The sequence below is a fragment of the Pseudomonas koreensis genome (assembly GCF_036668835.1).
Classification (GTDB): domain Bacteria; phylum Pseudomonadota; class Gammaproteobacteria; order Pseudomonadales; family Pseudomonadaceae; genus Aquipseudomonas; species Aquipseudomonas koreensis_I.
In genome coordinates, this window is sequence record NZ_JAZEVW010000002.1 from 367,901 (window position 1) to 389,272 (window position 21,372).

Annotated in this window: 22 protein-coding genes and 2 tRNA genes; 15 read left to right on the forward strand and 9 right to left on the reverse strand. The window is 56.2% G+C overall.

Annotation, left to right across the window (positions count from 1 at the left end):
* The first annotated feature begins 1,224 nt into the window (after positions 1 to 1,224).
* On the forward strand, positions 1,225 to 1,518 hold the full coding sequence (locus V6F91_RS06760) for a DUF3077 domain-containing protein (protein ID WP_332763146.1): 294 nt from the start codon (positions 1,225 to 1,227) through the stop codon (positions 1,516 to 1,518).
* Positions 1,519 to 1,950: 432 nt separating this feature from the next.
* On the opposite strand, the gene V6F91_RS06765 is transcribed toward V6F91_RS06760, so the two are convergent.
* The gene (locus V6F91_RS06765) at positions 1,951 to 2,298 is read right to left on the reverse strand and encodes a helix-turn-helix transcriptional regulator (RefSeq protein WP_332763147.1); all 348 of its coding nucleotides are present in this window, start codon (positions 2,296 to 2,298) and stop codon (positions 1,951 to 1,953) included.
* 102 nt (positions 2,299 to 2,400) lie between these two features.
* On the opposite strand from V6F91_RS06765, the gene V6F91_RS06770 reads away from it, so the two are divergent.
* The 7 genes from V6F91_RS06770 to V6F91_RS06800 all read left to right on the forward strand — a co-directional run bounded on the left by V6F91_RS06770 (position 2,401) and on the right by V6F91_RS06800 (position 7,877).
* Entirely contained in the window at positions 2,401 to 2,607 is a 207-nt protein-coding gene (locus V6F91_RS06770; RefSeq protein WP_332763597.1) for a DNA-binding protein, read from the forward strand.
* Positions 2,608 to 2,644: 37 nt separating this feature from the next.
* A complete protein-coding gene (locus tag V6F91_RS06775) occupies positions 2,645 to 2,935 on the forward strand; it encodes an ogr/Delta-like zinc finger family protein (RefSeq protein WP_332763148.1) in 291 nt (96 codons plus the stop codon).
* The gene (locus tag V6F91_RS06780; protein WP_332763149.1) at positions 2,932 to 3,174 is read left to right on the forward strand and encodes a hypothetical protein; all 243 of its coding nucleotides are present in this window, start codon (positions 2,932 to 2,934) and stop codon (positions 3,172 to 3,174) included. Before V6F91_RS06775 ends, V6F91_RS06780 begins: the two co-directional genes overlap by 4 nt.
* A 73-nt stretch (positions 3,175 to 3,247) precedes the next feature.
* Positions 3,248 to 3,487: a hypothetical protein gene (locus V6F91_RS06785; protein ID WP_332763150.1), complete on the forward strand. Its 240-nt coding sequence runs from the start codon at positions 3,248 to 3,250 to the stop codon at positions 3,485 to 3,487.
* Complete coding sequence (locus V6F91_RS06790) at positions 3,484 to 6,207, forward strand: bifunctional DNA primase/helicase (RefSeq protein ID WP_332763151.1); 2,724 nt, start codon at positions 3,484 to 3,486, stop codon at positions 6,205 to 6,207. Before V6F91_RS06785 ends, V6F91_RS06790 begins: the two co-directional genes overlap by 4 nt.
* Before the next feature lie 345 nt (positions 6,208 to 6,552).
* The gene (locus tag V6F91_RS06795) at positions 6,553 to 6,807 is read left to right on the forward strand and encodes a DUF4224 domain-containing protein (RefSeq protein WP_122699225.1); all 255 of its coding nucleotides are present in this window, start codon (positions 6,553 to 6,555) and stop codon (positions 6,805 to 6,807) included.
* A gap of 2 nt (positions 6,808 to 6,809) precedes the next feature.
* Positions 6,810 to 7,877, forward strand: coding sequence for a tyrosine-type recombinase/integrase (locus tag V6F91_RS06800; protein ID WP_332763152.1), 1,068 nt, complete (start codon positions 6,810 to 6,812; stop codon positions 7,875 to 7,877).
* A gap of 56 nt (positions 7,878 to 7,933) precedes the next feature.
* On the opposite strand, the gene V6F91_RS06805 is transcribed toward V6F91_RS06800, so the two are convergent.
* From V6F91_RS06805 to V6F91_RS06835, 7 genes are all read right to left on the reverse strand, one after another.
* On the reverse strand, positions 7,934 to 8,734 hold the full coding sequence (locus V6F91_RS06805; RefSeq protein WP_332763153.1) for a hypothetical protein: 801 nt from the start codon (positions 8,732 to 8,734) through the stop codon (positions 7,934 to 7,936).
* Between the two features lie 175 nt (positions 8,735 to 8,909).
* Positions 8,910 to 8,983 (reverse strand) — tRNA-Cys (locus V6F91_RS06810).
* Positions 8,984 to 9,028: 45 nt separating this feature from the next.
* Positions 9,029 to 9,104, reverse strand: a tRNA-Gly gene (locus tag V6F91_RS06815).
* A gap of 60 nt (positions 9,105 to 9,164) precedes the next feature.
* Positions 9,165 to 9,725, reverse strand: a complete 561-nt coding sequence (gene pgsA / locus V6F91_RS06820; RefSeq protein WP_007950102.1) for a CDP-diacylglycerol--glycerol-3-phosphate 3-phosphatidyltransferase — start codon at positions 9,723 to 9,725, stop codon at positions 9,165 to 9,167.
* A gap of 32 nt (positions 9,726 to 9,757) precedes the next feature.
* Positions 9,758 to 11,581 (reverse strand): excinuclease ABC subunit UvrC, encoded by a 1,824-nt coding sequence (gene uvrC / locus V6F91_RS06825; protein ID WP_090283252.1) that lies wholly within the window; start codon positions 11,579 to 11,581, stop codon positions 9,758 to 9,760.
* Between the two features lie 2 nt (positions 11,582 to 11,583).
* Entirely contained in the window at positions 11,584 to 12,225 is a 642-nt protein-coding gene (gene gacA, locus V6F91_RS06830) for a response regulator transcription factor GacA (protein WP_016984198.1), read from the reverse strand.
* A gap of 127 nt (positions 12,226 to 12,352) precedes the next feature.
* Positions 12,353 to 12,796 (reverse strand): GNAT family N-acetyltransferase, encoded by a 444-nt coding sequence (locus tag V6F91_RS06835; RefSeq protein WP_332763154.1) that lies wholly within the window; start codon positions 12,794 to 12,796, stop codon positions 12,353 to 12,355.
* A gap of 236 nt (positions 12,797 to 13,032) precedes the next feature.
* Here V6F91_RS06835 and V6F91_RS06840 point away from each other — a divergent pair, with 236 nt between their 5' ends.
* Both V6F91_RS06840 and V6F91_RS06845 read left to right on the forward strand, forming a co-directional pair.
* On the forward strand, positions 13,033 to 13,161 hold the full coding sequence (locus V6F91_RS06840) for a hypothetical protein (RefSeq protein ID WP_332763155.1): 129 nt from the start codon (positions 13,033 to 13,035) through the stop codon (positions 13,159 to 13,161).
* A 337-nt stretch (positions 13,162 to 13,498) separates the two neighbouring features.
* Positions 13,499 to 14,572 (forward strand): 3-deoxy-7-phosphoheptulonate synthase, encoded by a 1,074-nt coding sequence (locus V6F91_RS06845; RefSeq protein WP_332763156.1) that lies wholly within the window; start codon positions 13,499 to 13,501, stop codon positions 14,570 to 14,572.
* Positions 14,573 to 14,625: 53 nt separating this feature from the next.
* Here V6F91_RS06845 and V6F91_RS06850 read toward each other — a convergent pair whose 3' ends face one another.
* Positions 14,626 to 15,705 (reverse strand): hypothetical protein, encoded by a 1,080-nt coding sequence (locus tag V6F91_RS06850; protein WP_332763157.1) that lies wholly within the window; start codon positions 15,703 to 15,705, stop codon positions 14,626 to 14,628.
* A gap of 327 nt (positions 15,706 to 16,032) precedes the next feature.
* On the opposite strand from V6F91_RS06850, the gene V6F91_RS06855 reads away from it, so the two are divergent.
* The 5 genes from V6F91_RS06855 (at position 16,033) to V6F91_RS06875 (ending at position 21,364) form a co-directional block, all read left to right on the forward strand.
* On the forward strand, positions 16,033 to 16,902 hold the full coding sequence (locus V6F91_RS06855; RefSeq protein ID WP_332763599.1) for a triacylglycerol lipase: 870 nt from the start codon (positions 16,033 to 16,035) through the stop codon (positions 16,900 to 16,902).
* 98 nt (positions 16,903 to 17,000) lie between these two features.
* Positions 17,001 to 17,282, forward strand: a complete 282-nt coding sequence (locus V6F91_RS06860) for a peptidylprolyl isomerase (RefSeq protein ID WP_039758565.1) — start codon at positions 17,001 to 17,003, stop codon at positions 17,280 to 17,282.
* 130 nt (positions 17,283 to 17,412) lie between these two features.
* Positions 17,413 to 19,281, forward strand: a complete 1,869-nt coding sequence (locus tag V6F91_RS06865) for an extracellular solute-binding protein (RefSeq protein ID WP_332763158.1) — start codon at positions 17,413 to 17,415, stop codon at positions 19,279 to 19,281.
* Entirely contained in the window at positions 19,281 to 20,342 is a 1,062-nt protein-coding gene (locus V6F91_RS06870) for a microcin C ABC transporter permease YejB (RefSeq protein WP_332763159.1), read from the forward strand. Before V6F91_RS06865 ends, V6F91_RS06870 begins: the two co-directional genes overlap by 1 nt.
* Positions 20,342 to 21,364, forward strand: coding sequence for an ABC transporter permease (locus tag V6F91_RS06875; protein ID WP_332763160.1), 1,023 nt, complete (start codon positions 20,342 to 20,344; stop codon positions 21,362 to 21,364). Before V6F91_RS06870 ends, V6F91_RS06875 begins: the two co-directional genes overlap by 1 nt.
* The last annotated feature ends 8 nt before the right edge of the window (positions 21,365 to 21,372 follow it).

Sequence of the window (21,372 nt, forward strand, 5' to 3'; positions counted from 1 at the left end):
GAGGCTCAGCGTACGCAGCAAAAGCTTCATACGTTTTGGCCTCCAGGTTGGGGGCCAAACCTCCAGCACACTTACCGGATCACGCGTGCCTTCAGCAGATACGCCAGTATTGCCTGTGAGGCGGCCGGTTGAGACCCCTCCGAGGCATCATCCGGCACGGGTGCAAAACCGTGTCAGAGGGCATAAATCTGTTATGCCACCAGCCAAACCTCACCGCCGCACTGGCATACGAGCGACGACATCTTAACCTGATCCTCAGGGGTTCCCTGGCAAAAGGATAAGGGGGTTTTGTAAATCGGTATTTCTGCCAGTATCATCGCTTCGGTGTATCGGCCAAAAAAGCGGCGATTTGGTCGCGTGGCTCAAAAATCACCTTGCGAGGATGATTGAAGATTAATAATATGACCGCACGCCAGTATTGTCTGTGAGACGTACTTAGCCTGAGCCGCAAGCGAAGGCTTACAAAAGAACCGCCCTGCAAAGGCGGTTTTTTTTCGCCTGCCGTTTGCAGGTACGGCGCAGCAATTTCCCGAATTCGGCTTTTGAGCTACGCGATCAAGCAGGGCACAGGTTTCGAGATAATGACTTCAGCCTCCTGAAACGCTCCTCGCAGCTTCGCGACTGACGTTCGTGAAATCCAACGAGATCTTTGGTTCCTGTTATTCGGCCCCATCTCGCTGTATCTCATTTTACTGACGGGGTGACTCCTGACCTCTCACAGAAAGCCTACGCGTCACAGGCGAATGAGTCCGCGGACCCGTTTGACATGGGGATCCGAATATCAAGTGACTCAGGTCAAAGTTGTAGGCAAAATCCGCGAGTTGCGTAAGGAAGCACGACTTCTGTGCTCTCAGCAGGCAAGTGCCTTGCCGACCCTCAATTCGCCGGGATACTCTCCAGACATCGCTGTAGATTCAGCGATCGGGCTTGGAAACCCGTCGAGTCACGCAACAGCGCTCCTCCCATAAGCGTCAGCGTACTTTTACGACTGTAGGTTTATGATATGGCGGCTGTGCGTGGGACGTCTTAGGACGTGCCGGTCTCCTTGACTCCCGGTTTCCAACCTGCGTACAGCTGCCACCCATTCGCTTGGAAACGATAGCGGCAGCTCCTCATGTCAAGGAGTTAGACCATGTACATCACTATTCTCATATATGCCCCACCTCACCCTCAACGCCTGATTTCACTCTCTTCCCAATTGCCCTCTATTGCTGGAGGTGCCAAATGATCGAAGAAGCCGAAGAAAAAACCATCGGTCACACCCACTTCATCTATTGCGCGGACAAGCCACTGTTTCAAGTTTGTGCCGGCGTTCCGTTCAAGGACGCATTGACTCGGGCATCAGATCTGCTGTGCCTGGCCAAATCACTGGCAGAAGACGCCGCTTTCGCGAAGGAAACTGACCGATATGCCTGGGGCGCGCACTTCGCGACGGTGTTCGCAAAAGCCTTGGTCGATGATGTCCTCAAAGCCATGTCACCACGCCCCGGCCCGGTGACTCTGAAAGCCGCAAAATAGCGAGCGAAGCCTCTACGTTTGAGTGCTTCGACGGTGGTTGGGCGTGCTTTTGGCGCCCTCCCCCGAGCATCAAAACGCCCGACACAGGGCCGGGCTTCCTTTGGGCTTTCCATTTCTATCCAATTAATTACAAAAGTTATGGGTCGGTCGCACTGAACTTAAGTGTCACGGCTTGTGGACAAGCGCCTGTGATATGCGCTGTATGTATCCACGATCCGCTTCAGACATCGCTCTATACCATGTAAGAAGATTCCGCTCTTCTTGCGTTAACTCGGACATTTCGCACTTTGGTTTATCCGTGCGTATGTTCTCTTTTTTGTCTTGATCCAAATGCCCACTACTCCATTAAGTGCATTGAGGGGCAACGTTACTCATGAGTGTGGAAAATCAAAACTGAAATCCGTCGTAACGAATGTTTTAAATCTCGACGAGTTATTTCGTAGCAGCAGAAAGGTGGGTAACTTCGGCCATGGCGCCGACAATTCGATGCACAGCTTTTTGGTCATACTCAGAAAGCGTTCGAAGCTGTTGAATGAGTTGGTTTTCAGCAGCATCCAGCTCATTGGGAGTTGCCGATAGACGTACACCGGTCAAGACGTAAAGGACGTCCACACCAGCTCTGGCCACGGCGGTGAGATAGGCAGAATCAGGATTACGCTCGCCTTTTTCATAGCTGCCCTGCGTGTTGCGAGTGATGCCGCCCTGCTGTGCAAAGGCATCTTGGTTAAGGCCCAGGCGCGTCCTTTCCTCGCGCAAGCGCTCACCTACTCCAACGTCCAAGTCTTCCTGAGATGCACAACTTTTCAAGCTTTCACCCTTTACAGGCCCAACTATTTGGGCATAATGAAATCAAACCAACACGAATGCACACGAATGGACACTATGCCCGCCCCACTCACAACCGAGCAAGCCCGAGCGGAACTTGATCGGAAAGGCATCAGCCTTGCCGAGTTCTGTCGTCGTAACGACCTCAATAGCAACTTGGTCAGTGATTTGCTCAACGGTCGCAAGAAAGGACTTCGCGGCAAAGCCCATGACGCTGCGGTATTGCTGGGTATAAAGGTCGGCACTGTTAACACCGGAGACTGAGAGTCAAATCGTTCACCCAACGCAAGGATGCCCACCATTGAGCACTTATAAACTTGTTTGCCCCCATTGCCATAACCGCATGCGAATACGCACCAGCGAAGGCACTCATATTTTTCTGCGTGTCGCTTATCTGCAGTGCCTAAACGAAGCCTGCGGCTGGTCTGTCCGGGCTGAGTTTGAGATGACGCATGAGATGAGTCCCAGCGGAATGGCAAACCCTGCCGTGCAACTCCCGTTGGCATGTGTGGCGCAGCGTCGAGCGGCCATGCAGCCCGATGACAATCAGATGTCGTTGATTCCGCCTCAGGCAATGGAGGCCGCACGATGAACACCACCCACTTCGCCCCTGACTATCGCACCTGCATGCAGGACGCAGCTCACGCCTACCTGTTGCGGCATCGATCTGAGTACCTTGTCGACTCAGATCGCTTGTTCAGCAGCGCCGAACACCATTTGATCGTAGCCCTTGAGGTTCCGGCCAACCTCGCGGAAAAGCTGGTGTACCTGGCGTGGAATGACTTGCAGCAGGCCGATCGAGCGCCTCACCAGGTCACCGAGACGCTCTAACCCTTCTTATTTAAGTACCCCGCATCCCTGATCCACAGGGTTGGGAACGCTTTGCCTAAAAATCGAGGATTTCATGGAAGACTCAATCTGCATCAACCTGACACTGAGCCGTATCGAAGCGTGCAAGCTTCTGGATGACATTCGCGATCTGTATGCCGCACTTCATGAAAAGCACTGGGATGAAGAGCTATTTAGTGTCATTCCCATCGAACACAGGCTTAACGCAATGCTGGCTGCCCTTCCGTCCTTGCGAGTTAAACAGCAGTTGATCACTGCACTCTCGGAAGAAATCTGGAGAAGGCGTTCTTGGTGAGCGCCTTTCCCAGCACTTTACACGCCGATGTATTGCAGCGCCTCGCAGATGACTATGGACTCAAGCGTCGCTTGAGCACCGATTATCTGCGAGGCGGCAAATGCCCAGCGTGTGGAAAGGAAGAGCTCTACACGCGGTATGCCGAGCCTTGGTTGCTCATCTGCGGACGAGAAAGCAAATGCGCGCAGCAGTGGCACCTTAAAGATATCTACGAAGATTTGTTCGGCGACTGGAGCAAGCGCGCGCCGTCCTCTGAGCAATTCCCCTTGGCGACGGCTCGGGCTTATCTTGAATTTGCTCGGGGCTTTCGCTTTGAACTTATTCAAGGCTGGTTCTCTCAGGAAACGTATTTCTCTGAAGCGTTGAGCGCTGGCAGCGCGACTGTTCGCTTCGCGCTCGATAAGGGAGGTTACTGGGAACGCCTGATCGACCGGCCGCAACGGTTCGGCAAGATGAAGGCGCGCTTCAAAGCCGGCGAAAGCCCGCGTGGTTGCTGGTGGTGTCCTCCCTGCATTGGACTGCTAGACGTCGCAGAATTGTGGATTGTGGAGGGCATTTTTGACGCGATCGCTCTGGTGCATAACGGCATCGCGGCAGTGTCCGCGATGTCGTCCAACCTTTTCCCTGAGGACTCATTGAAGATGCTGGCTCGCCAGCGCGGCGGGAAGTTGCCCAAACTGGTTTGGGCATTGGACAACGAACCGGGTGCGCACAAGTACACCAAGCGCTGGGTGCGCCAGGCTCGAGCCCTAGGTTACGAATGCTATGCAGCGCAGATCCCCCAAACAGACAGCCGCAAGGTCGACTGGAACGATCTGCATCAACGCTGGGCTTTCATCGATGATGAAAATCAGCGCGCCGAGCGGATTAAAAAAGACGTGGCCACCGCCCGCTATTATGGCTCTTTGCTGATCGCGGAAAGCGCCTCAGAAAAAGGCGTGCTGATGTACGACTGGCGCGAGCGCCATGAATTTCACTTTGGTTTCGACAGTCGTTTGTACTGGTTCAGGATGGATCTCGAGAGTTTCAGCCGGGCGATGCATGCGCTGGAAGCTTCCGACCTTCACGAAGACCAGCTACTCAGCGAAGGCCAGCGACGGCAAAAAGCCCTGCGGCAATGTGGTGGTGTTGTCGAGATTGCCAACTGCTACCCACAGGCCTTGTATTTTCAACGTAACGAAGTCACCGATGAATCCTGGTATTACTTTCGCGTCGACTTCCCCCACGACAGTGGCAGCGTGAAAAACACCTTCACCGGTGGCCAGGTCGCTGCTGCTAGCGAGTTCAAAAAACGCTTGCTGGGGATGGCTGCCGGCGCGGTGTTTACCGGCAGTAGCAAGCAGCTCGACAAGATCATGAAGGACCAATTGTTCGGTTTGAAGACTGTTGAAACGATCGACTTCGTCGGCTATAGCAAGCAGCACAGTTGTTACGTGTTCGGCGATCTCGCAGTACGAGGCGGCATCGTCAGCCTGGTGAACAAGGAAGACTTTTTCGAATTCGGCAAACTGCGACTCAAGACACTGCAGAAGTCGATCACCATGCACATTCAGCGCGACGGGAAGCAGTACCGCACTGACTGGTTGCCGATGTTGTGGTTGTGCTTTGGTGCCAAGGGAATTGTCGCCCTCGCCTTCTGGTTTGGCTCGCTCTTCGCCGAGCAGATCCGAGCGAAGTACAAGTCGTTTCCGTTTCTTGAGGTCACTGGCGAAGCCGGCGCCGGCAAGACCACATTGCTGACTTTTTTGTGGAAGCTGCTCGGCCGCGAGCATGAGGGGTTTGATCCTTCGAAATCGACCCGGGCCGGACGCCAGCGGGCGATGGGGCAAGTTTCCAATATGCCGGTGGTGCTGATCGAGGGCGATCGGAATGAACCGGACAAAGCCCACGCCAAAGGTTTCGACTGGGACGAGCTGAAGGACTATTACGGCGGCGGCACGCTTGGCACCAAAGGCATGAAAACCAGTGGTAACGAGACTTACGAGCCACCGTTTCGTGGTGCGATTGCAATCAGTCAGAACGCCGATGTCAGCGCTTCCGAAGCCATCCTCACGCGGATCATCAAATCGCATTTTGCACGGCCGGAAGTCACGACTGAGAGTCGCGCGGCCGCTGACAATTTGAATCTGATTCCGGTTGAGCATTTGAGCCATTTCTTGCTACTGGCCGTACGCGCTGAGACGCAGGTGATGACTCAGTTCGCCGAGCGAGTGCTGCTTCACGAGCGGCATTTACGCGAACTCAAAGATATTCGCGTTGAACGGATTATCAAAAACCACAGCCAGTTGATGGCTCTGGTGGATTGCCTGCGCTTGGTGTGCCCGCTCGATGACAACGAGGTAGCCACAACACAACAAGCGCTGGTGAGCATGGCGCTGGAGCGACAAGCCGCGATCAGCGCTGACCACCCGCTGGTTGCTGAGTTTTGGGAGGTTTTCGAATACCTGGAAAGTATCGGCGAAGGCCCGCAGGTCAATCACAGTACTGACCCCAAACTTATCGCGATCAACCTCAACGAATTTGCGGAGTTGGCCAGCCTCCACCGGCAGAACCTCGCCGACCTCAAAACGTTGCGTGGGCTGCTAGTGAACAGTCGTAGCCGTAAGTGGCTGGAAACCAACAAGGCGGTGTACAGCGCGGTTCGAGCTTCCCAAGCCGTAATCAACGGAGCGCCAAGACGGAGCTCTACCGTGCGCTGCTGGATTTTTAAGCAGGCTTGACGCGCTGCAATTAAAGGATCACTCGGAGTTGTAGTGCCGGGATGCGTAATGGAGAAACACCATGCAAGCACCAAAACCAAGCGGAAGCGGTATAGAGGCCTCCACGAACATTTTCACAGCCTGCGACGAGATTTCTTTTGTCGCTGCACGTATTGCTGGGTACAGACTGCGCATGTGCGAAGGAACGAGTGCCGAGATAGGCAGCGCTACGGCTGTAGTCCAGACCTGCAGTAACCCTGACAGTTTGCGGCCCTCGAGGCAGACAGCCAGTTTCGTCTTGGAAGGACCAGATTTGCTCTCTGAAAAACATAACAAGCCACGAGACACTTTCTCTTTGGAACAAGCATGAATCGAGAAAACCAGCCTCAGTTGGCAAGCGAAACGCTTTCGGAAGATGAACTGGCAACCATCACTGGATACAAGACGCCGTGTTTCCAGCGCCAGTGGTTAACCCGCAACGAGTGGGAATACGTCCTCACGGGCGCACAACGTCCAGTCGTGGGTCGTGTTTACGCCCGTTTGAAACTTGCCGGGGTAAAGCCGTCAGCCAACAACGCTGTCGCCGAGACCTGGTCCCTTGATCTATCCCGCGTGAACTAACAATGCGCCAGAAGAAACCAGCAAACCGAGATTTGCCACCAAGGATGATCCGCCGTGCCCGGAAAAGGAAAAACGGCCAAATCTGGGTGGGCTACTACTACAACGGCAGAGATAGTGAGGGTAATCGCGTCGAAATCCCGTTGGGAGGGGATCTAGACGAAGCCAAGATCGAATGGGCACGATTAGATCGCAAAGCGATACCCAAACCGGCCCACTTAATGGGCCGGTTGTTCGACGATTATGAGTCGAAGGTGATCCCGACACTCAAGCCAGGCACTCAAAGCGATTACCTGAAAGGTCTCAAGCAATTGCGGAACGCATTCGAGTCGGCTCCGATCGAGGCGATCTCTCCGCAGGTGATAGCTCAGTACCGAGACGCGCGCACAGCGAAGGTCCGCGCAAACCGCGAAATCGCCCTTCTTTCGACAATGTTCACCTTCGCCCGCGAATGGGGCCTGACTGACAAGGCCAACCCGTGCTTCGGCCTTCGCAGGAACAAGGAGACTCCTCGGGACTTCTACGCCGGCAATATCATCTGGAATGCCGTGTACGAGCAAGCCGGACAAGACCTACGGGACGCCATGGACTTGGCATATCTGACCGGACAACGACCGGCCGATGTGCTAAAGGCATCCACCACCGATCTCAACCATGGTTTTCTGATGGTCGGCCAAGGCAAGACTGAAAAACGCTTAAGAATTCGTCTTTACAACGGCGATAACGAGACAGACCTTTGCGCCTTCATCAACGGACTGCTTGATCGGCGGGCACAGGCGGGCACCAGGACATCAATCTTAATCACCAACCAAACTGGGCTCCGTATGAGCTATAACATGTTGCGCAACCGCTGGGACGAAGCCAGGGAAAAGGCTGCGATAAAGGCCGCAGCCGACGGCGACAGCGAGCTGTCGGTGACGATCAGGAAATTCCAGTTTAGGGACATTCGGCCAAAGGCCGGTAGCGAAATAGAAGACATCACCGACGCAAGTCGCCTGCTCGGCCACTCAACAGAGGAGATGACAAAGAAAGTTTATCGACGTGTAGGAGAGATAGTGAAGCCGACCAAATAACGTCGAACCTCAAGTTAGTTAAGTGCCGCCATCCATAACAAGGATGGCGGTAGAAATTAAGCACTCTGAGGATCTTCACCACTTGGATCCTCAGTTCTGCCAGGGTGGTGTACAAAATACCCTCCCGTACTGTCAGCATATTTGATACTACTCCCCACAATAGGTTGCGCATGCACAATACTTGAACCAACAGTGCCAAGCAGCCCACCTATGATACCTCTACTTACGATGTTTCGAGGCTCAGCCCCAGGTTCAGGCCCATTCGCTACTCGATGTTCAAGCTCACGCACACGACCAGACAGCGCCCTAGTGTTCGCTAAGATCTCTGCGAGGATACTGTCTTCTGACCTTGCCGGTGCTGGCGTTTGTTGTTCCGTGCTCGCCAAAGCCGCATTGAAGTCCGATTCGAATTTAGGCCAATACGTGTCAAAGACCTGATTCAAGATCCGCTCGTCCAGCCGCCCATTTTCAAGGCAAGAATTCAATGTTTTTACAAGCCTTAAAACGGAGGCTCTGTCTGGCGTGGTGTGATTGAACTGCGCTAAAGGGTCCTCGATATCTGTCGGCGTCAAATCCACTAAAAATGTGCAAACCCTGCTCGCGCTTAACCCCTTCGCAAGAGCACCAGTTTCAAAAAGTATCCATGGCTTATTCTTGTTCTCCTGAGTCAGGCAGACGATACCAGCCGCAGTATCTCGGAGCTGATCTGATATCTCTGAGAACCAGACGGCCCCCTTGTCGATGTGCTGCGTTGAGATCCAAGGCTCTGATGCCTGCAACACGCACTTGATCCACTCGCTCAACATCTCAGCAACGGCCATGCTCCTGCCGCCCGACCAACTCACAAAAATCTTCATCCTTCATTCCTTTCCCAGTGGACAGCCGGACACAATATGTCATAGCAAAGTAGCGTTGCGCCACCACAGCCAGCGGCTGCAGTTGCGGAACTACTGCCAAAGATTGCGGAACACCTCATTTTGCTCGAGCAACAAAAAAACCCCGTAGATCATTGATCTACGGGGCTTTCAATAGTGGAGGCCGAGGTCGGAATCGAACCGGCGTAGGTGGATTTGCAATCCACTGCATAACCATTTTGCTACTCGGCCTCAAAGCATTTGCTGTCAGTAGCACAACAACAAATACGTAAAACTTGGAGCGGGAAACGAGACTCGAACTCGCGACCCCGACCTTGGCAAGGTCGTGCTCTACCAACTGAGCTATTCCCGCTTGGTGATGCGCATTCTATAGAATTAAGAAGGTCCGTCAACCCCTTGATTCAAAAAAGTTTTATTTCTTTTCCACATCCGTCTTCAGATGGGGCCAGGCGGCACGGAGGTACTGAACCATCGACCATAACGTCAGGCCGGCGGAGACCATCAGCAAGGCGTAACCCAAGATGACCCAGAAGCTGAAGTCCTTGGGATTGGCCAACAGGATCACCAGAGCAAGCATCTGTGCGGCGGTTTTCCACTTGCCCAGGTTGGACACTGCGACATGTGCACGGGCGCCGAGTTCGGCCATCCATTCACGCAATGCCGAAACGACGATTTCGCGACCAATGATGACTGCCGCCGGCAACGTAAGCCAGAGATTGCCGTGTTCCTGGACCAGCAGCACCAGCGCTACGGCAACCATGAGCTTGTCGGCAACCGGATCGAGAAACGCGCCGAACGGCGTGCTCTGCTCCAGACGACGGGCCAGATAACCGTCCAGCCAGTCGGTCGCTGCCGCAAAGGCAAACACCGAGGCAGAGGCCATGTAACTCCACTGGTAAGGCAGATAGAACAGCAAAATGAAGATAGGTATGAGCAGGACGCGTAAAACGGTAATCAGATTAGGGATATTCATCGGCACAACTGGCTACGAGGTGAAAGGGCATTCTACTCGCTATGCAGGTTCGCATAAATCGACTCTGCGAGCTTTTTACTGATCCCCGGGGCTTTGGCGATCTCTTCGATGCTTGCACGAGACAACTCCTGCAATCCACCAAAATGTTTCAACAAGTCGCGACGGCGGGTTGGACCGACGCCGGCAACGCCTTCAAGCGTAGAGGTACGGCGGGTTTTGCCACGGCGCGCGCGGTGCCCGGTGATCGCGAAACGGTGTGCCTCGTCGCGAATCTGCTGAATAAGATGCAAGGCCGGCGAATCGCCGCGCAACGTGAACTCGTGCGCCGCATCATTCAGATACAACGTTTCGAAGCCGGCCTTGCGGGTTGCGCCCTTGGCAACACCGAGCAGGATCAGATCCGGCACGGCCAGTTCATTGAGCACGTCGCGAGCCATCGATAGCTGGCCCTTGCCGCCATCCACCAGCAGAATGTCCGGCAACTTGCCCTCGCCTTCCTTGAGTCTACTGAAGCGCCGCGTCAGTGCCTGGTGCATGGCGGCGTAATCGTCACCGGCCGTGACGCCTTCGATGTTGTAGCGCCGGTAGTCGGACTTGATAGCGCCTTCGGGGCCGAACACCACGCAGGAAGCCACCGTTGCTTCACCACTGGAATGACTGATGTCGTAGCATTCCAGACGCTGTGGCGGCTCATCCAGATTCAGCACCTCAGCCAAGGCCTCGAAGCGCGCCGCCGTGTGTTGACGGTTGGCCAGACGAGCACCCAATGCCTGCTCGGCATTGGTGACAGCTAATTGCTGCCAGCGCGCACGTGTACCACGGACCCGATGACTGATCGCCAACTCGCGCCCACGCAATTCATGAATGGCCTCGATCAGCGCCGGAAAGTCTTCGTGCACCACATTGACGATCAGTTCACTCGGCAAATCGCGCTCGGGACTGCTGATGAAGTATTGGCCCAGAAACGCGGCCATGACTTCCGACACGTCTTCTTCGATGCCCACTTGTGGGAAAAAATTCTTGCTGCCCAGCACGCGCCCGCCGCGAACACTGATCAGATGCACGCAGGCGCCGCCGGGGTTGACGAACGCTGCGATGACATCAATATCTCCCGTGCCACCCTCCATGCTTTGTTGATCCTGGACCCGTCGCAACAGTGCGATCTGATCGCGCAATTCGGCGGCTCGCTCGAACTCCAGATTGATCGCTGCTTCTTCCATCGCCGTGGACAACTCGTTGGTCAACGCATGACTACGCCCTTCAAGAAACATCACCGAGTGACGCACGTCCTCGGCATAAACCTCTGGCTCGACCAGGCCAACACAAGGCGCCTTGCAACGTTTGATCTGATATTGCAGGCATGGACGCGCACGGTTCTTGTAGTAGCTGTCTTCACACTGACGAACGAAAAAGGTTTTTTGCAGAAGGCTCAGGCTTTCGCGAATGGCACCGGCGCTCGGATAGGGGCCGAAGTACTTGCCCTTGGCTTTTTTCGCTCCGCGGTGAATGCTCAGGCGCGGAAATTGGCCATCGGAGAGAAATACGTAAGGGTAGGATTTGTCGTCGCGCAGCAGGATGTTGTAGGGCGGACGCCACTCCTTGATCAGCGTTTGCTCAAGCAATAACGCTTCGGTCTCATTCGCCGTGATGGTTGTCTCGACCTGCGCAATGCGTCCGACCAACGCCGCAGTTTTAGGCGCCAGCCCGGTTTTGCGAAAGTAGCTGGCCAGGCGCTTCTTCAGGTTCTTGGCTTTACCGACGTATAACAGTCGCGCATCACTGTCGAACATGCGATAGACGCCTGGACGTCCGCTGACGGTCGATAGAAAAGCACTGGAGTCGAATGTTTCAGTCATGATCAGAGGCTGGCATCGACCATGCCGTGACGAACCGCCAACAGCGTCAACTCGACGTCGCTGCTGATCGAAAGCTTTTCGAAAATACGGTAGCGGTAGGTATTCACGGTTTTCGGCGACAGGCACAGCTTATCGGAAATGATCTGCACCTTCTGACAGCCGACAATCATCAACGCGATCTGGATTTCCCGCTCCGACAGCGCATCGAAGGGCGAATCGTTGGACGGCTGGAAGGATTTGATTGCCAGTTGTTGAGCGATTTGCGGACTGATGTAGCGCTGACCGGCGAACACCAGGCGAATGGCCTGAACCATTTCCGGTAATCCGGCGCCCTTGGTCAGATATCCCGCAGCGCCGGCCTGGAGCAAGCGTGTCGGGAAAGGATCCTCTTCACATACCGTCACAGCGACGACTTTTATATCCGGATGACTGCGCAGGAGCTTGCGCGTGGCTTCCAGGCCACCGATGCCGGGCATCTTGACGTCCATGAGAACCACATCGGGTTTCAACTCTCGAGCCTTGATCAGGGACTCTTCCCCGGACTCGGCCTGGCCGACCACCTGCAAGCCGTCGATATCGGCCAGCATGCGGGTAATGCCCGTACGAACGAGATCATGGTCGTCGACCACTAGCACCCTAATCAAGCAGACACCTCGCGATATGGTCATGTTGGGATGCGGGACACCTTAGCAAAAAGTGCCCCACAGACCTAGCGGAAAGCAGCATTAAAAGAGTTTCAATACATCATTGAGGGCTTGCCGGCTGCGGGTTTCAGAGCACAGGTGTGCTGATATCGAGCTGCATTCGCAGAAAACACTCGTCCTTGCCCCGGACCTGCAGACCTTTTCTTTCGTAAAGGTTTCTTGCCGGATTATTCTCGAAGACCGTCAGGCGTATAGCCGGACGACGCTCTCGGCGCGCCATATCAATAACCTGATCGATCGCCCAGGAACCGGCGCCTCGCCGATGAAACGCTTCAGCGACCTGTAATTCACGGATATAAAGCGCGCGCATGTCCCGGCTCAGACTGACATAACCGACAGACACGTCATCGCGTACTATCAGCCAGTTCTGCCGCTCCGACCACGCGACATCGAACGCATGGTCCTGCCATGGCAGTTCGAACTCGATGTAGTAACGCAGCATGTTCTGGCAGGTCAGCTCACGGGCGAATGTCATGTCCTCGGGGGTGGCGTGACGCAACTCAAAGGTCATCAACCTGCCTTCTTCAGAAACACCAAACCAGGGCTCTTGCCATTTTTTTCACATTGGTCAGTACCACAACCAGCACAATGACGACACTGTCCATCCTCGGTCAACAAGCAAAGTACCAAGTGTTACGATCTCAAGCACTTCGACAATAGGCATCAGGTTGAACAGGCAATAGCAATTTCTGATTGCTGTCGCCGGTCAGCGTCGAGTAAGCTCGGTCCATTCAACGGAGACAGACCATGCTCAATACCCTTTCACAGCTTGATACCGTCAGCGCCCAGCGCTCGGTTGCGGCTGCGTGGGTAAATGGTGTTTGCGCTCCGGTCAGCTTTTATTTTGGGTATTGGTTTAGCCACTGGCGCGCCTGATACCCAAACGGCGCCCATGTAAACGGGTCGCCTACCAGAGATTTCTCAACCCCCGGTCGGCTTCCCGACCGGGGGTTTTGTTTTTTCAGGCTTTACGAATTTTTCAGCCACACCACCAGACATTTGAGGATTCACCCATGAATTACGCCACTTATCACCGTTACGACAGCTTTAGCGCCTGGCGATTTACCAGCTTCCGCTCGGGACAGCCTGCCGCCTCCGATCGGTCACCTACAGGTGGCAAGCACACACACGTAGCCAATCCGGCCAATTGTCGAACACCCCAGTAGGGCCGAGCGCGCGGTAAGAAACCGCCGCCAGCCCAGGAAGACCGAATATGAACTCGTCCGTTTCCGCTCTGCCACTGTCCACGTTGAACCCTGCCAACGAAGCGCTGACGTTGCGCCTGCCCAGCGCGTTGCAACTCAAACTGCAATTACCGCTCAGCAACACTTTGAGCCAGCAAGTCGCCGCACAGCGCCAATCCGTGCGCGCCATTCTCAACGGCCAGGATCAGCGATTGCTGGTCATTGTCGGCCCCTGCTCTATCCACGACCCGCAGTCCGCACTCGAATATGCCGGCAAACTCGCTCGACTGGCAGAACAGGTCAGCGACGAAATGCTTCTGGTGATGCGTGCTTATGTGGAAAAACCACGGACCACCGTTGGCTGGAAAGGCCTGGCCTATGACCCGCATCTGGATGGCAGCGATGACATGGCCGGTGGCCTTGCGCTGTCACGCGAGTTGATGCTGGAAATGATCCGGCTCGGCTTGCCGGTGGCCACGGAACTGCTGCAACCGATTGCCTCCGGGTACTTCGATGATCTGCTGAGCTGGGTGGCCATTGGCGCGCGTACTACTGAGTCGCAGATCCACCGCGAGATGGCCAGCGGCTTGAGCATGCCGGTCGGCTTCAAGAACGGCACCGACGGCGGCGCTGCTATTGCGGTTGATGCCATGCGGTCGGCAGCGCACCCGCATCGGCATTTTGGCGTCGACAGCCAGGGGCATCCGGCCATCATTCAAACGCCAGGCAACCCCGACACCCATCTGGTGCTGCGCGGAGGTCATAAAGGGCCGAACCACGATCGTGAGAGCGTGGCAAAAATCCACGCCGATCTTAATCGATTGAATATCCCGAGCCGGATCATGGTCGATTGCAGTCACGCCAACAGTGGCAAGGACCCTTTGCGCCAACCCGGCGTGTTCAACGAAGTGCTTGAGCAACGCCTGCAGGGTGATCGCGGCCTGATCGGCATGATGCTGGAATCACACCTGTTCGAAGGCTGCCAGCCACTGAGCGGATCTCTGCGCTATGGGGTATCGATTACCGATGGCTGCCTCGGTTTCAGTGCGACTGAGCGCTTGTTGCTCGACGCCGCCAAGCGTCTCGCTGCGCACGCGAACTGATAGCCGTGCCACCCCTGCGGTTTCGCTGAAACCGCAGGGGTGGGCAAACAGCGCTACGCCTCCACTCGTACCGGCGTTTCTGCCGATTCCTGACTGACATCATCGAGACGTTCAACTGTGTAAGCCACACGCACCGTGGTGCCATGATGCTCACGCCAGAACCGGTGCGGCACGATGAAAATCAGTGGTTTCCCTGCCGTTTCGCGCGTGATCTCACGGTCGTCGCGATGGTTGAAAAAGTCTCCGTCACATTTGAGGTATACCAGCTCCCCTTCCTGTGTGCGGGCATTACCGATCACGACAGTCACCCCATCGATTGCATCCTCACTCCCAAGCACGCCATCCTGGGCCTCCAGCACATCGGGGGCGTCCAGGTCCTCACGGACAAAGGGCATCACCAGCAGTTTCGTCGCTTCGGACTCACGCAATGCGCCGACAGCGTCTTCGACCCGATAACGCACCGCTACCTGCTCACCGAGATGTCCGACGATTTGCGTGCCGTCAATCCAGAATGACAGCACATCGGCCACAGCGAAGGCTTCGACCTTCAAGTTATCCCTGAAAGCACCTGGAAACGCATCGGTGCCCCATATCAATGTCACCCGATCGCCAGCCGCCATGCGCGCGTAAGGCTGCAGCACGACAAGCGTACCCTCCGGCACCCGTGCAGGGTCCAGTGTTCCACTGACCACACCCTCGACGATCGGTGCGAGCAGTTGTGGCCGTGTGTCACCGACCGATAATTGCAGGCGCGCCGACAAGGAGGGTTCGGGCAATCCGGCACTCATATGAGCCCAGTAGATTTCCAGCGAACCGCCATCCAGTGCCGCGACATGCAGGCCTTTGATGACGAAAACAACCTCCTTGCCGACTTGGCCCTCGGTGACATAACGAACCATTTCATGCTGGTAAGCGAAGCCTTCAATATCCAGCCCGTCCCAACTCAGCTGCAAGCGATCGCCGCAGGTCATGCCTGGATAAGGAGCGATACGGACAACGACCCTGCCCAATGCGGGATCGAGCACCCTGCCTTCGACGGAATCCAGGGTTACCGCTGGCAACAGTTCCTTTGATACACAGGCTCCGGCGGGGTGGCGCATCCGGTAGCAAAACTCGACTTCATGCGTGTTCATCAGTGGCTCCGTTCCTTGGAAAAACGCCGCTAACAGGCGACGTCGACAGCTCATTGAACGAGATTCGGCGAATTTCTTCTGTCGGCAAGGTTCGCCGCAGACATCCGGTAAAAGCTGCGCGCCGAGTAGGCAAACATCTCGAATTGGTCATCGAACGTGCGAAAGACGGCGGCAACTTCCGATTCGGATCTCACAAGTATCTGATAATTCGTACAACTCCTAGTCCAGTTTCATCAACCAAGAGATGCCTCTTCTTACTTCCTCGGCAAGATGAGTGTTTTAGAGTGGCCTCCGGACTCCCGATGAACCTCTGTGAAAGGTCAGAACATGCAACGGAATGCTTCAACTCGCTATCCCATCCTGCTGGTACATGGTCTGTTCGGATTCGAGCGCATCGGCCACTTCGAGCTGTTCCATGACGCACGTGACGCTTTGCAAACAGCCGGCAGCCGTGTGTTTGTCCCACATATTTCCGCCACTCACAAAAACGAGACAAGGGGTGAACAACTGCTTGCACAGATCCATCGCGTACTGATCGGCACAGGTGCCGAGAAAGTCAACCTGATCGGCCACAGCCAAGGTGCATTGGCAGCCCGCTACGCTGCAGCGCTTGCACCACACGCCGTTGCTTCGGTGACGTCGGTCAGTGGCCCGAATCATGGTTCGGAACTGGCGGACTTCTTGCGCAAGGCACTGGTCCCGGGCCGTTTGCCGGAAGCGGTAGCGCAGAACGTAGCGACGCTGTTTGCCAACTTCCTTTCATTGCTCAGTGGCTATTCGGCGTTACCGCAGAACGCACTGGCCGCGCTCAATGCACTGACAACCGAAGGCGTCGGCGATTTCAACGACAAGTATCCGCAAGGACTACCCAAAACATGGGGCGGGCATGGGCCGGAACAGGTCGATGGCGTGCGCTATTACTCATGGAGTGGCGTCATTGCGGGCGCGCCCGCCTCACTGCTTGATCCCATGCAACGTATCTGCCAGGCGCTTTCGCAATATTTCACGACCGAGACGGAGCAAAACGATGGGTTTGTCGGGCGCTTCAGTTCTCACTTGGGCCAAGTGATTCGCTCGGACTATCCATTGGACCACCTGGGCAGTCTGCGCCGCGCTCACGGCACGGTGTCGGTCCTGCCCGACCCGATGGAACTGTACGTCGAACACGCCGAGCGTCTGCGTGCAGCCAATCTCTGATTTGCGCCACGGACAGAGGAGCGGAACTTTGCCGGGAAATCACTCACTGAATCCGGTAGGCTCCACATTTTACTGAAATACATTTGGAGAAATTCCCCATGGCTAAAGCCACTGCCCGCCACATCCTGGTTTCCAGCGAAGACAAGTGCAACGAACTCAAGGCCCAGATCGAAGGCGGCGCCGATTTCGCTGAAGTGGCCAAGGCCAACTCCAGCTGCCCATCGAGCCGTCAGGGCGGTGATCTGGGTTCCTTCGGTCCTGGTCAGATGGTCAAGGAATTCGACACCGTGGTGTTCAGCGCGCCAATCAATGTCGTGCAAGGCCCGGTGAAGACCCAGTTCGGCTATCACCTGCTGGAAGTCACCAGCCGTCAGGACTGATTCGTCGTCCGACTGCCCGCAACGGCCCGCCTTCTGGCGGGCCGTTGTGTTTCAGTTACACATACGGCTGGCGAGCGACGCGCCTCTCGCGTACAACTTGCGCTTATCGATTCAAGTCCCAAGGCTGACAATGCGACTGGTTTTCTCCACATTGATGCTCGCCACCCTCGCCCTGCTGACGGCTGGCGCAAGCGCGAACGCCGCACCGCAACATGCCCTGACCGTTTATGGCGAGCCTGCCAAGTACCCTCCCGGTTTCAGCCATTTCGATTACACCAACCTGCAGGCCCCCAAGGGCGGCACGATGCGCCGCTCGGCCATCGAGATCGGTCACTTCGACCATGTCCTGCCTTATATAGACAAAGGCATCGGTGTCACGCAGATCGATGGGTTGTTGTATTCGCCGCTGGCCCAGCGCTCGCTGGACGAGCCTTACACCGTATATGGCCTGGTCGCGCAAAAGATGGAGCGCTCGGATGATGGCCTGTCGCTGCGCTTTTTCATCAATCCCAAGGCCCGCTTCGCCGACGGCAAAGCGATTACCGCCGAAGACGTGCGCTACACCTATGACCTTCTGATGACCCAGGGCAGCCTGCGCTATCGCACCCAGTTCGCCGACGTCAAAGGCGTCGAGGTGGAAGCGCCGCTGACCGTGCGTTTCGATTTCAAGAGCAGCGAAAACCGCACCCTGCCCCTCGATATCGCGACATTGCCGGTATTCCCCGAGCATTGGTGGAAGACCCGTGATTTCGCCAGTGGCGGCGGTTACGAGCCGCCTTTGGGCAGCGGCCCCTATCGAGTCGGCAAGGTCGACTCGGGTCGCAGCATTACCTTTGAACGCAACCCCGACTGGTGGGGCAAGGACTTGCCGGTCAGTCGCGGCCTGTACAACTTCGATCACTTCAGCATCGAATACTTCGGTGACACCGATGTCGCCCGCCAAGTGCTGCGCGGCGGCGCCTACGACTACAACCGCGAGTTCTCGGCGACCGGCTATTCGATCGGCTATGACAGCCCCGCACTGAGCGACGGCCGTCTGCAAAAAGCCCATTTGGCGACCGAAGCGCCGCAATCGGCCCAGGGATTCGTGTTCAACCTGCAAAAGCCGATGTTCGCCGACCGGCGTGTGCGCCAGGCATTGGCGATGCTCTGGGACTTCGAGTGGAGCAACCGGCAGATGATGCGCAGTCTGTATATTCGCCAGCAAAGCTACTTCTCCAACACGCCGCTGGCCGCCACCGAGTTGCCCGATGCGCAAGAACTGAAGATCCTCGAACCGTTGCGCGGGCAGATTCCCGACGAGGTGTTCAGCAAAGTCTTCGAGGCGCCAAAAACCGATGGCAGCGGTGTGATCCGCGACAAGCAACTGCAAGCCCTCGCACTGCTCGAAGAGGCTGGCTGGAAACCCGATGGCGATCAGCTGGTGAATGCGCAGGGCGAGCCGCTGAGCTTCACTTTTCTGGTCAGCCAGAACGGCATGGATCGCCTGCTACTTCCTTACAAACGCACGCTGAAACAGATCGGCATCGAGCTCAACATCCGCCGCATCGATTCGTCGCAATACGTCAACCGGTTGATGAGCCGCGATTACGACATGATCGTTACCGGCTATCCCGTCACTTCATCTCCTGGCGGCGAACTGCTCAACTACTTCGGCTCGGCGTCGGCCAACGATCCCGGTGCCAACAACTACATGGCGCTAAAAAACCCGGCGGTCGATACTTTGATCAATGGCCTGATTCGCGCATCAACCCAGGCCGATATGCTGCGCTATGCGCATGCGCTGGACCGCGTTCTGCAATGGAACTACTACTGGATCCCCAATTACTATCCACCCGGTACTTCGACCGTGTGGTGGAACCGTTTCGGCATACCGACGATTCAGGCCAGCAATGACGAAGCGATCGAGAGCTGGTGGGAAATCAGCCGCACGCCGCTGACCAACCAACAGATGACCGCCGAGAAAATTGCGCGTGGCAGACCCGGAGGGCCGCACTGATGTGGAGTTACATACTGCGGCGTCTGCTGCTGATCATCCCGACGCTGGTGATTATTCTGCTGGTCAATTTCGTGATCATTCAGGCCGCTCCCGGCGGCCCGGTGGAACAGGCCATCGCTCATCTGCAAGGGATCGGTGGTGCCAGCGTCGGCGCCGGTGCCAGCGAGACAGCCAGCGGCGCCTCGCGCGCCAGCCGTGGCCTCGATCCGCAACTGATCAAGGACATCGAGAAACAATACGGCTTCGACAAACCGGCCCATGAACGCCTGTGGCTGATGCTGAAAAACTATGCGCAGCTGGATTTCGGCAAGAGTTTCTTCCGTGGCGCCACGGTCACTGATCTGATCCTGGAAAAGATGCCGGTGACCATTTCGCTCGGCTTATGGGCGACATTGATTACCTACCTGGTGTCGATTCCGCTGGGGATTCGCAAAGCTGTTCACCACGGTAGTCATTTCGATGTCTGGAGCAGCACCGCAATCATCATCGGTTATGCGATGCCGGCGTTTTTGTTTGCCATGTTCCTGATCGTGGTGTTCGCCGGCGGCACCTCGCTGAACTGGTTTCCGGTGCGGGGGCTGGTCTCGGACAATTTCGAATCGCTGTCGACCCTGGGCAAGATCGCCGACTATTTCTGGCACCTGGTGCTGCCAGTGACAGCGCTGGTGATCGGCGGATTTGCGACGCTGACGATCCTCACCAAAAACTCGTTTCTCAATGAAATCACCCGCCAGTATGTGGTGACCGCTCGCGCCAAAGGCTTGAGTGAACGCCGCGTGCTGTATGGCCATGTGTTCCGCAACGCCATGCTGTTGGTGGTCTCGGGGATTCCTCAGGCCTTCATCAGTGTGTTCTTCGCCGGCTCCCTGCTGATCGAAGTGATCTTTTCTCTCGATGGCCTCGGGCGCATGAGCTACGAAGCGGCGGTCTCGCGAGATTATCCGGTGGTGTTTGGCTCGTTGTTCATCTTCACCCTGTTCGGCCTGCTGATAAAACTGGTTGGCGACTTGTGCTACACCCTGGTCGACCCGCGTATCGACTTCGCCGCGAGGAACGCCTGATGCTCAAGCTCTCGCCGTTGGGCCGTCGTCGTTTTGAGCGTTTCAAGAAAAACCGTCGCGGCTGGTGGTCGCTGTGGCTGTTCATCGGCCTGTTCATGCTGACACTCGGCGGCGAATTGATCGCCAACGACAAGCCGTTGATGGTCAGTTATCAGGGCCAGTGGTACTTCCCGGTATTCAAACGCCACACCGAGCAGGAATTCGGCGGGCAACTGCCATTCCAGGCTGATTATCGCAGCGACTATGTGCAGAACCTGATCCGCAAGGACGGCGGCTGGCTGCTGTTTCCGCCGATTCCGTTCAGTGACGACACGCCGAACTATGACCTGAATAAACCAGCGCCGAGCCCGCCTACATCGGTGAACTGGTTGGGGACTGACGATCAGTCGCGAGATGTGCTGGCGCGGGTGATTTTTGGCGCGCGGGTGTCGATCCTGTTCGCCTTGATGCTGACCTTTGTCAGCGCCTTGATCGGCATTGCTGCCGGTGCATTGCAGGGCTACTACGGCGGCTGGGTCGACCTGCTTGGGCAACGGCTGCTTGAAGTCTGGTCGGGGCTACCGGTGCTGTACCTGCTGATCATTCTTTCCGGTTTCGTCGAGCCGAATTTCTGGTGGTTGCTGGGGATCATGGCGCTGTTTTCATGGCTGGCGCTGGTGGATGTAGTGCGCGCCGAATTCCTGCGCGGACGCAATCTGGAATACGTCAAAGCTGCCCGTGCGCTGGGGCTCAGCGACCGCAAAGTGATTTTCCGGCACATACTGCCCAACGCGATGAACGCGACTTTGAGCTACCTGCCGTTCATTCTCACCGGGGCGATCTCGACCCTGACCGCGCTGGACTTTCTCGGCTTCGGCATGCCCGCCGGCAGTGCTTCGCTGGGTGAGTTGATCGGCCAGGGCAAGCAGAACCTGCAAGCACCCTGGCTCGGCTTGACCGCGTTCTTCACGCTGGCGCTGATCTTGTCCTTATTGGTATTCATCGGCGAAGCGTTGCGTGACGCATTCGATCCAAGGTCCTGAAGCGTGCC